Origin of the sequence: Burkholderia gladioli, assembly GCF_000959725.1 — a bacterium.
Taxonomy (GTDB): domain Bacteria; phylum Pseudomonadota; class Gammaproteobacteria; order Burkholderiales; family Burkholderiaceae; genus Burkholderia; species Burkholderia gladioli.
In genome coordinates, this window is record NZ_CP009323.1 from 1,759,713 (window position 1) to 1,772,905 (window position 13,193).

14 protein-coding genes and 1 tRNA gene are annotated in these 13,193 nt (G+C 68.8%); 8 read left to right on the plus strand and 7 right to left on the minus strand.

All coding sequences use genetic code 11. The features are described 5' to 3' along the window. Positions 1-77 precede the first annotated feature (77 nt). Positions 78-1,271 carry a cation diffusion facilitator family transporter gene (locus BM43_RS24800; protein ID WP_036048563.1) on the plus strand — a complete coding sequence of 398 codons (1,194 nt, stop codon included), beginning with the start codon at positions 78-80 and terminating at the stop codon, positions 1,269-1,271. 45 nt (positions 1,272-1,316) lie between these two features. Here the strand turns inward: BM43_RS24800 and BM43_RS24805 are convergent, their stop codons facing one another. From BM43_RS24805 to BM43_RS24815, 3 genes are all read right to left on the minus strand, one after another. Further along, the gene (locus tag BM43_RS24805; protein ID WP_025101386.1) at positions 1,317-1,775 is read right to left on the minus strand and encodes an Lrp/AsnC family transcriptional regulator; all 459 of its coding nucleotides are present in this window, start codon (positions 1,773-1,775) and stop codon (positions 1,317-1,319) included. Between the two features lie 152 nt (positions 1,776-1,927). Continuing rightward, positions 1,928-2,554 (minus strand): 3'-5' exonuclease family protein, encoded by a 627-nt coding sequence (locus BM43_RS24810; protein ID WP_036048561.1) that lies wholly within the window; start codon positions 2,552-2,554, stop codon positions 1,928-1,930. Further along, entirely contained in the window at positions 2,551-3,198 is a 648-nt protein-coding gene (locus BM43_RS24815; protein ID WP_025101384.1) for an MBL fold metallo-hydrolase, read from the minus strand. The genes BM43_RS24810 and BM43_RS24815 overlap by 4 nt, the downstream gene beginning before the upstream one ends. A gap of 671 nt (positions 3,199-3,869) precedes the next feature. On the opposite strand from BM43_RS24815, the gene BM43_RS24820 reads away from it, so the two are divergent. Continuing rightward, the gene (locus BM43_RS24820; protein ID WP_013696305.1) at positions 3,870-4,502 is read left to right on the plus strand and encodes a septal ring lytic transglycosylase RlpA family protein; all 633 of its coding nucleotides are present in this window, start codon (positions 3,870-3,872) and stop codon (positions 4,500-4,502) included. 132 nt (positions 4,503-4,634) lie between these two features. On the opposite strand, the gene rsmI is transcribed toward BM43_RS24820, so the two are convergent. Next, complete coding sequence (gene rsmI / locus BM43_RS24825) at positions 4,635-5,525, minus strand: 16S rRNA (cytidine(1402)-2'-O)-methyltransferase (protein WP_025101382.1); 891 nt, start codon at positions 5,523-5,525, stop codon at positions 4,635-4,637. Between rsmI and BM43_RS24830 the strand changes: the two genes are divergently transcribed. The 5 genes from BM43_RS24830 to BM43_RS24850 all read left to right on the plus strand — a co-directional run bounded on the left by BM43_RS24830 (position 5,524) and on the right by BM43_RS24850 (position 8,140). Beyond that, positions 5,524-6,027, plus strand: coding sequence for a YraN family protein (locus BM43_RS24830; protein ID WP_063769166.1), 504 nt, complete (start codon positions 5,524-5,526; stop codon positions 6,025-6,027). The two genes, rsmI and BM43_RS24830, sit on opposite strands and share 2 nt — an antisense overlap. A 155-nt stretch (positions 6,028-6,182) precedes the next feature. Then, complete coding sequence (locus BM43_RS24835) at positions 6,183-6,767, plus strand: SIS domain-containing protein (RefSeq protein WP_025101380.1); 585 nt, start codon at positions 6,183-6,185, stop codon at positions 6,765-6,767. A gap of 19 nt (positions 6,768-6,786) precedes the next feature. Beyond that, on the plus strand, positions 6,787-7,590 hold the full coding sequence (locus BM43_RS24840; protein ID WP_036048556.1) for a BON domain-containing protein: 804 nt from the start codon (positions 6,787-6,789) through the stop codon (positions 7,588-7,590). Next, the gene (locus tag BM43_RS24845) at positions 7,587-7,943 is read left to right on the plus strand and encodes a c-type cytochrome (RefSeq protein WP_036048554.1); all 357 of its coding nucleotides are present in this window, start codon (positions 7,587-7,589) and stop codon (positions 7,941-7,943) included. The genes BM43_RS24840 and BM43_RS24845 overlap by 4 nt, the downstream gene beginning before the upstream one ends. A 121-nt stretch (positions 7,944-8,064) precedes the next feature. After that, positions 8,065-8,140 (plus strand) — tRNA-Ala (locus BM43_RS24850). A gap of 54 nt (positions 8,141-8,194) precedes the next feature. Here BM43_RS24850 and BM43_RS24855 read toward each other — a convergent pair. The 3 genes from BM43_RS24855 to BM43_RS24860 form a co-directional block, all read right to left on the minus strand. Beyond that, on the minus strand, positions 8,195-8,917 hold the full coding sequence (locus tag BM43_RS24855; RefSeq protein WP_036048552.1) for a ZIP family metal transporter: 723 nt from the start codon (positions 8,915-8,917) through the stop codon (positions 8,195-8,197). Positions 8,918-8,924: 7 nt separating this feature from the next. Further along, the gene (locus tag BM43_RS39400) at positions 8,925-9,236 is read right to left on the minus strand and encodes a double zinc ribbon domain-containing protein (RefSeq protein WP_080562282.1); all 312 of its coding nucleotides are present in this window, start codon (positions 9,234-9,236) and stop codon (positions 8,925-8,927) included. Between the two features lie 169 nt (positions 9,237-9,405). Continuing rightward, positions 9,406-10,557, minus strand: coding sequence for a nucleoside hydrolase (locus BM43_RS24860; RefSeq protein WP_036048550.1), 1,152 nt, complete (start codon positions 10,555-10,557; stop codon positions 9,406-9,408). A gap of 279 nt (positions 10,558-10,836) precedes the next feature. On the opposite strand from BM43_RS24860, the gene BM43_RS24865 reads away from it, so the two are divergent. Next, positions 10,837-13,173, plus strand: a complete 2,337-nt coding sequence (locus BM43_RS24865; RefSeq protein WP_036048548.1) for a TonB-dependent hemoglobin/transferrin/lactoferrin family receptor — start codon at positions 10,837-10,839, stop codon at positions 13,171-13,173. The last annotated feature ends 20 nt before the right edge of the window (positions 13,174-13,193 follow it).

Genomic DNA, 13,193 nt, shown 5'->3' on the forward strand with positions numbered 1-13,193 from the left:
TGTTTTTTCAGGCATCGCCAAGGGGCCGGCCGGCTGCCTTGATAGAATCTCAGAATTGCGGCTTCCAGCGGTAATCCATGTCCACATTTACCGTCGACGTTCCCGATCACGAAAAACATGCCGTGGCGCGCAAGACCACGGGTGTCAGCATTGCACTGAATGTGGTGCTGGCCACATTACAGATGGCTATCGGCTCTATTGCGCATTCGCAGGCATTGATTGCCGATGGCGTCCATTCCTTATCCGATCTGGTTTCCGATTTCATCGTATTGATTGCCAATCGGCATAGCGGCGCGCAGCCGGATGCCGATCACAATTACGGCCATAGCCGATACGAAACGGTCGCTTCGCTGTTGCTCGGCGCGATCCTGATCATGGTCGGGATCGGCATGTTGTGGCGCGCCGGCGATCGGCTGGTCGACCTCGACGCGATCCCGGCGGTGCACGTGATCGCGCTGCCGGTGGCGGTGCTGGTGGTGATCTCGAAGGAGGCGCTGTTCCGCTACATGCTGCGCGAGGCGCGCCGCGTGCGCTCGGCCCTGCTGGTGGCGAACGCCTGGCATGCGCGCTCCGACGCGGCTTCCTCGCTGGTGGTGGCGATCGGCATCGTCGGCAGCCTGGCGGGGATCAAGCTGCTGGATCCGATCGCGGCCGCGATCGTCGGCTTCATGGTCGCGCGCATGGGCTGGAGTTTCGGCTGGAACGCCCTGCAGGACCTGTCCGATCGCGCGCTCGACGCGCGCGCGGCCGACGAAATCCGCGCGCGGCTGGCCGCCACGCCCGGCGTGCGCGAGGTGCACGAGCTGCGCACCCGCAAGATGGGCGATGCCGCGGTGGTCGACGCGCACATCCTGGTCGATCCGATGATCTCGGTCTCGGAAGGGCACTTCATCGCGGAAACGGCGCGCGCCCGCGTGCTCGAGGATCCGCGCGTGGTGGATGCGCTGATCCATGTCGATCCCGAGCACGACGCGCTCTGGCGCCGTTCCGCGCTGGCGCTGCCGCCGCGCGACGAGATCGTGGCCAGGCTCGACGCGGCGCTGGCCGAACTCGGCCTGCGCGCGGCGGCCGTGCGGCTGCACTACCTGAGCGGCGGGCTCGAGGTCGATATCACGCTGGCCGCGCCGGGATCTGCGCCGGGGCAGGCGGTCGATGCGGCCGCGTTGCGGGAGCGGCTGGGGGTGAAACGCGTCGGTATCGAGTGGGTGCCGCCCGGCGAAGCGGCAGAGTCGGGCGGGGCGACTGGGATGGAGCGGCCGCCGGCGGCCTGAGCGCCGTGAACGCGGCGCCGGCGTTGATGGCCGGCGCCCGCCGCCTCACAGCGGCAGTTGCGTGTCGAACTTGATTTCGCGCAGCACCACGCTGGTCCGCACCTGCGAGACGGCCGGGATCTTGAAGATCCGCTCGTGCAGGAACACATCATAGGCCTTGATGTCGGGCGCCACGATCTTGAGGATGTAGTCGGCCTCGCCGGTGGTGCTGTAGCACTCGGTCACCTCGGGGCAGGTCGCGATCTCGCGCTCGAACTGCTCGACGCCGCCCTCGTTGTGGCGCGTCAGGTGCACGTGGGCCAGCGCGCAGACGTGCAGGCCGAGCTTCTCGCGATCGAGCAGCGCGGTGTAGCGCTGGATCACGCCCGATTGCTCCATGTCCTTGATGCGCCGCCAGCAGGGCGTGCTCGACAGGCCGACCTGGTCGGAGATCTCCTGCACCGAGCGGCGCGCGTCGAGCTGCAGCAGGCGCAGGATCTTTTGCGAGAAGGAATCGAGTATCACCGGCATCTCCGGGAGGGCGGCTGGAACGCCCACATGTTAGAGGTGCGGAAAAAGTCCTGCAATGATGCCGGCTAAATGAGGCGGATTCGCTAGGCGTGGCGGGCGGCGCGGGAATTTTCTGCTGTCTCGTGCCGCGCCACCTGACCGGCGCGTCAGCTTGCTCCCGCCGCTGCCGCGTCGCCGGACGCCGCTGCGCGGCCGCCTGCCGCCTCGAAGGCGGCCTGCCGCTGGCGCAACTCGGCCAGCATGTTGCAGAACAGCGCGCCCTGCTCGATCGCGTCGTCGAGCGCGACATGCGTGTGCGGATGATCGTCGAACCAGTGCTTCGGGAAGCGCGGCTTGATCGCCTTGCGGTAGGGCAGGCCGGTCAGCGCGAAGGCCAGCGTCTTGATGTCGAGCGCGGACCACGAGAACGGGCAGCGTCCCGCGAAACGCATCATGTACCAGAACATGAAGGTGAAATCGAAGCCGGCCGGCATCGCCACGAACACCGGCTTGCCGGGCAGCGCCTCGACCCAGTCCACATAGGCCACCAGCGCCGCCTCGGGCGCCTGCAGGTCCTGGCGGCAGGCCGCCCAGGCCTCGGGCTGGGTCTTCCACCAGGCTTCCTGCACCGGGTGCGCGGCCGCGCCGGGCAGCGTCTCCAGGTTGGCCGAGAAGGTCGCGATCAGTTGCTTGTCCTCGGTATAGGCGGCCGAGGCGAAGCTGAGCATCGAGTGCGGGCCGGGGATCGGGCCGTCGGCCTCGACGTCGGTGCTGACGTAGATCTCGCCGCTCATCCGAACCTCCGGTCCGCCACGAAGGGATTGCTCTCGCGCTCGTCGCCGAAGGTCGACACCGGGCCGTGGCCCGGCACGAAGGTGACGTCGTCGCCGAGCGGCCAGAGTTTCTCGCGGATCGAGCGCAGCAGGTCCTCGTGGTTGCCGCGCGGGAAGTCGGTGCGGCCGATCGAGCCCGCGAACAGCACATCGCCGACGATCGCCAGCCGGTGCTCGCGGCTGAAGAACACCACGTGGCCCGGCGTGTGGCCCGGGCAGTGATAGACCTCCAGCGTTTCCGCGCCGACCGTGACGGTGTCGCCGTCGCCGAGCCAGCGCGCCGGCTCGAAGGCCTCGGCCGTGCCGCCGAAGCCGAAGCGCTGGCTTTGCGCCGGTAGCTGGTCGATCCAGAAGCGTTCCTCCTCGTGCGGCCCTTCGATCGGCACGCCGTAGTGCTCGGCCAGGGCCTTGGCGCCGGCGCAGTGGTCGAGGTGGCCGTGCGTGATCAGCACCTTCTCGACCTTGGCCTGCTGCCGCTCGACCTCGCCGCGGATCAGCTCGAGATCGCCGCCCGGATCGACGACGGCGGCGCGCCCCGTCTGTTCGCAGACGATCAGCGAACAATTCTGCTGGAACGGGGTGACGGGTATCAGCGTGACTTTCATGGCGGCGGGGAGGCGGCTCGGCTGGGAGTAAAGGCTCGATTGTACTGGCTCGTCCGCCCGCGCGTGCCTCGGGGCGAGCCGGCCGGACGGCCGCGGCGCGGGGCCGCCGCCGCGCCCGCCGGGCGTCCCGCAGCGGCCGTACCCGGGATTGCATCATAGGGAGAATCAATCAAGGGGACAGGCCGTTTTGCGGGACACCATTTTCATTTCTGTATAATGCGGCCCATTGTGCGTGGTTCCACCACGCGTTCTAGCAGGCGCAAAGGCACCGCAAAAGCGGGCCGACACGCCGTCAATGCACTAGCCGCCGGCCTACCGGCGGCGCATCCAGTGCCGATTCATCGGTACTCACGTCTTGTCCGGCCGGGCGCCACGCGCACCCGCCGCGGCCATGCTGTCGCATGCCGGATGAGGCCTATGTCGCCGTTCCTGCGTCCCGCCGATCGGGAGGGCGCGCGAACCGGTCAGCCGGTTCGATGGCGACATTTGGGGTCTGGTCAGGCTGCCGGGGACAGGTTGCGCCAGACGTGAAAGCTAATCAGGACGGTCGCGGCAGTACGACAGCCGCACCAGTGCAAGCCATCTGCTCGCAATGAGCAGGGGCGTGCGCGCATATCCGTCCGGGCCGCATTTTCCAGCAGTCGCGGCCCGCACCTATAGGCGACACGTCGATGAAATTTCGATTGCCGAGGCAACTCGGCCCAGTAGTGATGATGGCCGCGCTCACCGGATGCGCGATGCCGCCCAATGCCGCCAACGACCAGGCGGCCAACCAGTCCAATCCGGCCAGGGACGCGCTGCGCACGTCCGCCGCGAGCGCGGCGAACGCCGCCGACGATGGCGACGGCAAGCAGTTCGACTCGGCGCTGGCGACCATGCCGACCACCGACTCGCAGGACGCCAAGCGCGCCTCGCTGGCCGATGCGAAGCCGATCGACGCGGCCGACGTGTCCGATTTCCGCCAGAGCGGCAAGGCCTCGTGGTACGGCCGCGCCTTCCATGGCCGGCGCACCGCCAACGGCGAACGCTTCGACATGAACGAGCTGACCGCCGCGCATCGCACCCTGCCGCTGTCGTCCTACGTGAAGGTGATCAACCAGAGCAACGGCAAGTCGGTGGTGGTGAAGATCAACGACCGCGGCCCGTTCAAGCGCGGCCGCGTGCTCGATCTCTCGTACGCGGCGGCCAAGATCATCGGCCTGGTCCATGCGGGCACCGGCAGCGTCAAGATCGTCGGGCTGTCGCCCGAGCAGGCGAAGGTCGCGCGCGACGAGATGGTCGCCTCGGCTTCGCAGACGCACTGAGCTTCATTCGCGCGGCATCCGGCTGGCCAGCCGGACCAACCGCCGTGCGGCGACACGAGCGGCGTGACGGGTTCACGCCGCTTGCTGCTTTCCGGGCGGCGTCGCCAGCGGCCGGCCGCCGGCCCCGCCGCGTCAGTCTCCTTCCGCCTCTTCCTTCAGTTCGAGCGCGCGCGCATACAGCGTGTTGCGCGACGCGCCCGTCAGCGCCGCGGCCAGCTTCGCCGCCCCCTTCACCGGCACCTCCGACAGCAGCAGCCTGAGCAGCGCATCGTGCGCGGCCGGATCGTCCTCGCCTTGCGGCGCGCTCGCGCCTTCCACCACGATCGCGAACTCGCCGCGCTGGCGGTTGCTGTCGCCGGCCAGCCAGGCTGGCCCTTCGGCCAGGGTGCCGACGAACACGTCCTCATGTAATTTCGTCAGTTCGCGGCCGATCAGCAGGCGCCGCTCGCCGCCGAAGGCCTGGGCGAGCGCCTCGACGGTCTCGACGATGCGATGCGGCGCCTCGTAGAACACCAGCGCGTAGGGATGGGCCTTGAGCGGTTCGAGCGCGGCGGCGCGCTGCTTGGGCTTGGGCGGCAGGAAGCCCGCGAAGGTGAAGGGGCCGGCCCAGTCGCCGGCGATGCTCACGGCGGTGGCGGCCGCGTTCGCGCCGGGCAGCGGCACCACCGGCAGCGCGGCGGCGCGCACCGCGTCCACCAGCTTGGCGCCGGGGTCCGAGATGCCGGGCGTGCCCGCGTCGGAAACATAGGCGATCCGCTCGCCGGCCAGCAGCAGCTCGACGATGCGCCCCGCCGCCTCGCGCTCGTTGTGCTCGTGCACGGCCAACAGCGGCTTGGAGATGCCGTAGCGCGACAGCAGCTGGCCGGTGTTGCGCGTGTCCTCGGCGGCGATGCGGTCGGCCAGCGCGAGCACGTGCAGCGCGCGCAGCGTGATGTCGGCCGCGTTGCCGATCGGCGTCGCGACCACGTAGAGCGTGCCGGCGGGATAGTGCTGCGATTGCGCGAGATCGGGGAGGGCAGTCATGACGGAGAGGGCGCGACGGCGCGCGGCGGGCGGAACAAGGCCCGCATTGTGCCATGCGGGTGACACGGCTTCGCGCGGCGCGGCGGGCGATGGCGAAGCGTTGCGCGAAGAGGCCGCCGCTGGCGAGGCCGACAACTTTTCCGCGCGGGGTGGGTCGAAACGCGTCGGCGAGCGCTTCGAGCAGCAGGCGCGGCGCTTCCTGGAGCGGCAGGGGCTGGCCTTCGTGGCCGCCAACCTGGTGGTGCGCGGCGGCGAGCTCGACCTGCTGATGCGCGAGCGCGACGGCAGCCTGGTGTTCGTCGAGGTGCGCGCGCGCCGGCAGACGCGCCACGGCGGCGCGCTGGCGAGCATCGGCCTGCACAAGCGGCGGCGCCTGGTGCAGGCCGCGCGCCTGGTGTGGGCGCGCTTCGGCGGCCATTGCGCGTGCCGCTTCGACGTGATCGCCTTCGAGGCCGGGCGGCTGGTCTGGCTGCGCGACGCGTTCCGCGCCGACGACATCTAGCGCGTGCGGCGCGCGCGCTTGTTGTGTCGAGATGTAAGGGACCCGGCGGTGATGGCCGCGGAGTACGGTAAACTCGCCGCACCCACGCTACCGTGCGGCGCTCGGTGCGCGTTTCACGCCAGGCTCCGCTCCGGGTTTCAACTCGATAGGAATCGATGTCAGTCGAACGTATTCAGCAACATATCCGCGACAACGCCACGCTTGCGCTCGAGGTGCTCGACGCGCTGTCGTTGCCGATCGCGGCCGCCGTCGACGCGATGTTCATGGCGCTCGCGAACGGCAACAAGATTCTCGCCTGCGGCGACGGCCCTTCGGCCGCCATGGCCGAGCGGCTCGCCAATGCGCTGGTCGGCGGTTTCGAGCGCGAGCGGCCGAGCCTGCCGGGCCTCGCGCTGGCCACCGACGCGAGCCGTGCCGGCCCGCTGGCGGGCGGCGAGGCGGCCGACCAGATCTTCGCGCAGCAACTGCGCGCGCTCGGCCAGACCGGCGACGTGCTGGTGGTGATCGATCCCGCCGGCGACACGCCGCGCGCGCTGGCCGCGGCCGCCGAGGCACGCGAGCGCGAGATCACCGTGATCGCGCTGACGGGCAAGGGCGGCGAGCTGGCCGCCGCGCTGTCCGATACCGATATCCATATCGGCGTGCCGTCCGACCGGGCGTTGCGCATCCAGGAAGTCCATCTGCTGACCATCCATTGCCTCTGCGACGGCATCGACGCGATGCTGCTGGGCGAGGACTGATTCCAAGGAGAGCTTGTCGATGACACCGAGCCGCGTCGGACCGACGCTTGTGAGAACCACCCTGATGATCGCCTTGTCGGCCGGCCTGGCCGCCAGCCTGCAGGGCTGCGTGCTGGCCTTCGCCGGCGCGGCGGCCGGCGGCGGCGCGCTGATCGCCACCGATCGCCGCACGCTGGGCGCGCAGACCGAGGATCGCGAGATCCAGATCAAGGCGGCCTCGCAGATCAAGAGCGGCCTGCCGGACGAGGCGCACGTCAACGTGACGGTGTTCAACCGGCGCGTGCTGCTGACCGGCGAGGTGCCGAACGACGCCTCGAAGCAGCGTGCCGAGGAGATCGTGCGCGCCATCAACAACGTCAACGCGATCGTCAACGAATTGGCGATCCAGCCGGCCGCCACGCTGTCCGATCGCACCAACGATTCCTATCTCGAAGGCCGCGTGAAGACCGCGCTGATCGCCGAGAAGGGTATTTCGGCGAACGACTTCAAGGTGGTCTGCGAGCGCGGCAACGTCTATCTGCTGGGCCTGGTGACGGTCGACGAGGGCAGCCGTGGCGCCGATGTCGCGAGCCGCGTGCCGGGTGTGGTGCAGGTGGTGAAGGTGTTCCAGTACATCAAGCCGGCCGACGCGCCGGGCCTGTCCAACGCCAGCGCGCCTGCGAGCGACGCCAGCGTGTCGCAGCCGGCGCCGGCCGTCGACGTCGGTCCGACGGTGGGCGCGGTGCCCGATTCGAGCGTGACCGCCACGCCGCTGCAGTCGCCGGCGCCGGTTTCGGCCTCGCCGAACGTGCATCCGGGCAATCCGAAGGCGGGGTCGCAATGAGCGGTGGTGTCACGATCCGCCGCGCCGCGGCCTTCGCCGCGATGGCGGTGCTGCTGGGCGCGGGCCTGGCGGCGGCGCCTGCCGCGCGCGCGGCCGACGACGGCCTGCGCGTGGCGCGCGCCAACGCCTGCATGGGCTGCCACGCGGTCGACCGCAAGCTGGTGGGGCCCTCGTTCAAGGACGTGGCCGCGCGCTACAAGAACGATCCGGGCGCGACCGCCAAGCTCGAGAAGAAGGTCCGCGACGGCGGCTCGGGCGTGTGGGGCGTGATCCCAATGCCGGCCCATCCCGGCATGAGCGACGCCGACGTGAAGGCCGTCGTCAAATGGGTGCTGGCAGGCTCGCCGTCCTGAACCGCGGGCGGCGAGGGGTGATAAAGATCCCCCGCGAGACAGCCCGAGTCGCCCGCGAAAAACTTTTTTGGGGGCGGCTTGCCATCCTCGTCGCGGCTTGTGTATGATCGACGGATGTTGGGGGGGGGTAGCTCAGCTGGGAGAGCGTCGCGTTCGCAATGCGAAGGTCGGGAGTTCGATCCTCCTCCTCTCCACCAACGAATCACCAGAAAGCCGGCCTTGTGCCGGCTTTCTTCATTTCCGGCGCGGTTTCATCCGCCCACCGCCCCCTCCAGCAAAAAGAACACCACGAAGCCGACGAAGAACGCCGCTGTCGCCAGCGGCGTGTCGGGCACCTCATGCGCCTCGGTGAGCAGTTCCTCGGTGACCAGGTACAGCAGCGCGACCGTGCCGAGCCCGAGGAGGGCCGCGTAAGGCGTGGGCGGCAGCCCCGAGAACACGGCATTGCCGACCACCGCCGCCAGGCTCAGCAGCGCCGACATCGCCATCGGGATCGCGATCGCCAGCGTGCGCCCGATGCCGGCCGCGGCGAGTGCCGCGCTGACCGAGAGCGCGAGGAACAGCACTTCCAGCGTCAGCGCGACGGTCAGGATCAGCCCTGTCTGGTCGCCGGCCGAGAAGGCGATGCCGAGCACCAGGCCGTCGATCAGCAGGTCGATGGCGGTGACGATGATCAGGCTGACCGGCAGGCGCGTCGTCTCGAGCCGGGTCTCGACCACCCGCGACAGCGCACGGATCGCCAGCATCAGGCCGAGCCCCAGCGCGAAGCCGACCACCACGGGCAGGCTGGCGTAGGTGCGGTCCTTGGGCAGCAGTTCGAGCGCGGCGGCCGAGAACACGATGCCGGCGGTGAAGTGCTGGATCAGGCTCGAGGTGGCCGGGCGGGGCGGCCGCAGCGCGGCGACCAGCGCGCCGAGGCAGGCCGCCACGATGGGCGGCAGCGTCAGCAGGGCGAGTTTGGCGGCGGGGGTCATGGCGCGCTCAGGCGGCGGGCGCCGCGCATTGCGGGCAGAACCGCGCGCCGGCCGGCAGCGTATTCCGGCATTGCGAGCAGGCCGCCGCCGGCAGGGCCGCCGCGCATTGGCTGCAGAACCGCGCGCCACGCGGGCTGGGCGCGCGGCATCGCGGGCAGGCCACGGAATCGGCCGCCGAAGGTAGCGAGGACGGCGCCGGCGAAGCGGCGGGCGAAGGTGGCTGCCGCTCGCCGCGATGATGCCCCGACCCCGTCGATGACGCATGACCCTGTCCGCCGCCGTGATGGCCGCCGTGCCGCTTGTTTCCCCAGAAGCTCATTCCGTACTCCTTGATAAAGAGCGCGATGGCGCGAGAGGCGCACCCGCCGGGCGGGCCCGCGGCAGGGCAGCCGTTGCCGCGCCGCGGATCGCAGGAACGTAGTAAACACCCTGAAGCCACTTCAGGGTCAACCGCGCGGATCCCGACCCGCCGCGCGGCCCGGGATCGCCTAGTTCGGCAGTTTGACCGGCACCGGCCGCGTCAGCAGGTCGACGTAGTAGTCGAAGAAGCGCGCGTTGTCGAAGCGCTTCACGATGCGCATCTTCTGCAGGCCCGGCGGCGGATTGCTGGCATACCCGGTCGACTTGCCGTCGTTCGCGCCGAAGCTGGTGTCCACGTCCACCCATTCGTCGACGGTCTGGGTCGCGAAGCTCGGGTCCATCAGGTAGGCGATGGTCAGGGTGTCCCAGATATTGGTGGTGTAGTTGGGATTGGTCTCGAAGCCGTTCTTGCCGTCGAAGCCATAACCGTTCAACTGCTTGAAGATTTGCGTGACGACGGTCTGCCTGGCGGGATCGCGCGTGATGCGGTCATAGACGCTCTTGTCCATGCGCACCGTGTCGGTCACGTCGAGCGGCACCACCACCTGCTTGATCGGCAGGCGCAGCACCTCGCGCGCGGCCTCGGGATCGAACCACCAGTTGAACTCGGCCTTCGGCGTGGTGTTGCCGGGCACGTCGATGGCCCCGCCCATGTAGATGATCTGCTTGATTAGCGGCACGATCTCGGGATGCTGGCGCGTGGCGAGCGCGATATTGGTGAGCGGCCCGATCGCGAGGATCGTCACCTGGCCCGGGTTCTGTTTGACGCTGTCGACGATGAAGTCGGCAGCGCTTTTGGCCTGCAACTTGGTATGCGTGGCGAAGCCGTCGGGCGGCGCGACCAGGTCTGCATCCGATTTCGGCTCGGGCGTGTTCCAGGCGCCCAGGTAGCCGTCGCCGCCCGGGGATTGCGCGAGTTCGCGCTGGATGGTCGCGTAGTCGTGCGACAGCGCGTAGTTGGCGCCGGCATACACGCCGATCCGGTCGCCCACGCCGAGCCGCTCGACCGACTTCAGCGCATCCGCCACGCCTTGCTTGAGCCATTGATTGCCGGACACCACCGAGATGCCGAGTACCTCGATGCGGCCTTGCGCCTGGAGTTGGGCAGCCATCACGCCGAGCTGGCCGTCGTCGCTCATGGTGTTGTAGTCGCTGTCGATGATGACCTTGGGCGCCGCGCCTTGGGGCTGCAGCGTGTCGGCGCCGCCGCAGCCGGCCAGGGCAGCGCCCAGTCCCGCGATGCCGGCCGTCAGTGCCAGCTTGAGAATCCAGTGCTTCATGCATGCCTCCGATGTTGTGATGGGTAGCCCGCGCCGTTCGGCATGTCCCCTCGGACCGGCGCGGTGCAAGCATTCTGTATGAACAAGCGGGTCCGGATCAATCTCCGACGTGGCATCGCCGTCGCGCCAGCCTCGCCCGGCACGGGTTTCGGCTGCGGCGTTCTAACTTACAAATGCAAATAGTAATGATTCGCGTTTACGATACAATCGCCCGCGGCAGTCTCCTGGAATATGGGTTGGGGCCGCCGATCGAGAACCACTCAAAACGGGGAGTAGCAGATGCAGTTCAAACGTCGTTTCGTCAGGATCGTCGTGCCGGCCGTGCTCGCGAAGACTTGCGCCGTGGCGATGGCCGAGCCCAATCCGGTGGAGACGGCTCGGCCGTCGCGTCAGGCAGAGGGTGGCGCGTCCTCGTCGCCGCTGCGCCGCGAGGAGACGCTCAAGGCGATCTCGGTGACCGCGAATCGCGTGGGGACCACCCAGTTGAGCCGCACCGCCGCCTCGGTATCGGTGATCACCAGCGACGACATCGACGACGACAACGCACGCGACATCAAGGACGCGCTGAAGTACGAGCCAGGCGTCGAGGTGCGCCGCCAGGCCTATCGGCCGAGCGGCGTCACGGGCTCGTCGGGGCGCGCCGGCAACGAGGGCATCAATATCCGCGGCCTGGAGGGAAATCGCGTGCTGATGCTCGAGGACGGCATGCCGCTGCCGCAGTCGTTCGCCTTCGGCTCGGGCGCGGCGGGCCGCGGCGACTATCTCAACACCGATCTCTACGAGCGCATCGAGGTGCTGCGCGGGCCGACCTCGGTGCTGTACGGCAGCGACGGCCTGACCGGCGCCGTCAACTTCGTCACCAAGGACCCGAAGGACCTGCTGGCGATCTACCGCAAGCCAACCTATTTCTCGCTCAAGGGCGGCTACGATTCGACCGACCGCAGCTGGGGCTCGACGGCGACCGCCGCGTTCGGCGGCGAGCGCGTGCAGGGCATGCTGGTGCTGAGCGGCCGCCACGGCCACGAGACCGACAACCAGGGCGAGGTGGGCGGGCTCGGCGCGAACCGCTCGAAGCCGGACCCGCTGACCTACAACAATCGCAACGCGCTGGGCAAGATCGTGTTCCGGCTCAGCAGCCAGGACACGCTGAAGCTGACCGCCGAGACGCTCGACAACACCAATTCCAGCGATGGCCTGTCCCAGCTCGGCGGCGCTTATCAATGGGGTGGGCGCAGTTCGCGCGACTACACGGCGAACCGCTACGTGACCGACAACGAGGTGCAGAGCAATCGCGTCAAGCTCGACTACGATCACCGCGACGACAGCAACCCGTATTTCCAGCAGCTGCACGCTTCGGTCTACTACCGAAATGCCCAGACGCACCAGACGCTCGACATCGGCGGCCTGAGCGCGACGGGCGTCGCGGCCAGCCGCTCGCGCGTGAACGACTATCGCGACAATATCCTGGGCGGCAACCTGGTGGCCGACAGCCGCTTCGCCACCGGCGCCTGGCGGCACCAGCTCACCTATGGCTTCGACGTCAGCGTCTCGCACTACAGCACCTCGAGCTCGGCGGCGGGCGAGTGGGTGCCAGGCGGCGACGGTTATCCGGAAGTGTTCCCGAAGACTACCCAGACCAACTTCGGCGCCTACCTGCAGGACGAGGCGCGCTGGGATCGCCTGAGCATCGTGCCGGGCGTGCGCTTCGACTGGTTCCGCATGACGCCGCACCCGGACGCGACCTACAACACCGCCGCGGCCACCTCGACCAAGCCGACCACCGGCCTCACCGACAACGCGGTGTCGCCGCGCCTGGCGCTGCTCTACGAGGTGACGCCGGCGCTGGTGCCCTATGTGCAATACGCACGCGGCTTCCGCGCGCCCTCGGCCTACCAGGTCAACAGCTACTACAACCCGGCCGGCTCCTATGGCCTGTTCTACCAGCAGGTCGGCAACCCGAACCTGCGGCCGGAAACCAGCAATACCTTCGAGCTCGGCACGCGCGGCAAGTTCGGCGTCGGCGCGGGCCACGTGAACTACAGCCTGGCCGGCTTCGCTGGACGCTACAACGACTTCATCGACACCAAGGTGGTGGGCGGCAACGTGCGCTCGCCGAACGATCCGTACACGGTGCAGTACGTGAATTTCTCGAAGGCCTCGATTCACGGCCTTGAAGCCAAGGCCGACTGGCTGGTCGACGACAGCCTGGAAGTGAAGGGCGGCCTGGCCTGGATCCGCGGCACCGAAACCAAGGACGGCGTGACCACCGGGCTGGATACGGTGCCGCCGCTCGCGGTGGTGCTGGGGCTGCGCTACACCGGCGGCGAGCGCTGGTTCGCGGGCGTCGACCTGACCTACAACTCGCGCAAGAGCAAGTCCGACATGTCGGATCCGAGCTTCTATTCCACGCCCTCGTTCACCATCGTCGACCTGCACGCGGGCTATCGCTTCTCGCGCCACGTCAGCCTGACGGCCGGCATCAACAACCTGTTCGACCGCAAGTACTGGGTCTGGAACGACGTGCGCGGCCTGAAGGACAGCGACGGCGCCGCCACCATCGCGGCCCTTACGGCCCCGGGCCGCAATTTCAACGTCGGCATGAAGATCGATTTCTGATCGGCCGGCCAGGACTTCCC

Coding starts and splice junctions, on each gene's coding strand:
- BM43_RS39400 (WP_080562282.1), bottom strand. CDS start 9,236: ATGAGCTTCTGGGGAAACAAGCGGCACGGCGGCCATCACGGCGGCGGA.
- BM43_RS24845 (WP_036048554.1), top strand. CDS start 7,587: ATGAGCGGTGGTGTCACGATCCGCCGCGCCGCGGCCTTCGCCGCGATG.
- BM43_RS24840 (WP_036048556.1), top strand. CDS start 6,787: ATGACACCGAGCCGCGTCGGACCGACGCTTGTGAGAACCACCCTGATG.
- BM43_RS24815 (WP_025101384.1), bottom strand. CDS start 3,198: ATGAAAGTCACGCTGATACCCGTCACCCCGTTCCAGCAGAATTGTTCG.
- BM43_RS24800 (WP_036048563.1), top strand. CDS start 78: ATGTCCACATTTACCGTCGACGTTCCCGATCACGAAAAACATGCCGTG.
- BM43_RS24835 (WP_025101380.1), top strand. CDS start 6,183: ATGTCAGTCGAACGTATTCAGCAACATATCCGCGACAACGCCACGCTT.
- BM43_RS24855 (WP_036048552.1), bottom strand. CDS start 8,917: ATGACCCCCGCCGCCAAACTCGCCCTGCTGACGCTGCCGCCCATCGTG.
- rsmI (WP_025101382.1), bottom strand. CDS start 5,525: ATGACTGCCCTCCCCGATCTCGCGCAATCGCAGCACTATCCCGCCGGC.
- BM43_RS24860 (WP_036048550.1), bottom strand. CDS start 10,557: ATGAAGCACTGGATTCTCAAGCTGGCACTGACGGCCGGCATCGCGGGA.
- BM43_RS24810 (WP_036048561.1), bottom strand. CDS start 2,554: ATGAGCGGCGAGATCTACGTCAGCACCGACGTCGAGGCCGACGGCCCG.
- BM43_RS24830 (WP_063769166.1), top strand. CDS start 5,524: ATGACGGAGAGGGCGCGACGGCGCGCGGCGGGCGGAACAAGGCCCGCA.
- BM43_RS24820 (WP_013696305.1), top strand. CDS start 3,870: ATGAAATTTCGATTGCCGAGGCAACTCGGCCCAGTAGTGATGATGGCC.
- BM43_RS24865 (WP_036048548.1), top strand. CDS start 10,837: ATGCAGTTCAAACGTCGTTTCGTCAGGATCGTCGTGCCGGCCGTGCTC.